Raw genomic sequence first — 561 nt, 5'->3', positions numbered from 1 at the left:
CTGACAATGGGCTTCCCTTCGCCTCGCCCAATGGACTCTACAACCTGTCCAAGCTGTCGGTTTGGTGGTTGAGGCTCGGAATTGCTATCGAGCGCATCAGGCCCGGCAACCCGCAGCAGAACGGCCGCCACGAACGCATGCATCTCACACTCAAGAAGGAGACGACCAGGCCGCCGGGCATGAACGCCCTGCAGCAGCAGGCAAGGTTCGACAGTTTCGTCAACGAGTTCAATCACGAACGTCCGCACGAGGCGCTCGCCATGCGAACACCGGCCGAGGTCCATCGTGCTCGCCGGTCAAAGGCTCGGCATCAAGGAGGTCGACGACGGAATTTGGCTCGTCAGCTTCATGCACTATGATCTGGGATACATCGATTTGGAGCAGAGAACCTTGCAAACCATCGACAATCCGTTCGGCACGAGATTGTCACCCATTGGACTGCACCCCTTCCGTGAGACAGTAATCAGTAACAGTTCTCCCTGCTGTGGATAGCGTTTGATGTCGTTTGGCGTAGTTGCATGAGATCGGTTTCGTATTCGTCCGGCGAGAGATAGTCGAGGG

General features: G+C 56.9%; 1 pseudogene. It reads left to right on the top strand.

The features are described from left to right. Positions 1 to 492, top strand: a pseudogene (locus EN853_RS33100) (integrase core domain-containing protein); the annotation flags it as partial. Positions 493 to 561: the final 69 nt, after the last annotated feature.

This window comes from Mesorhizobium sp. M1C.F.Ca.ET.210.01.1.1 (assembly GCF_004791585.1).
GTDB lineage: Bacteria > Pseudomonadota > Alphaproteobacteria > Rhizobiales > Rhizobiaceae > Mesorhizobium.
This window is presented reverse-complemented; position numbering and strand designations above follow the sequence as displayed.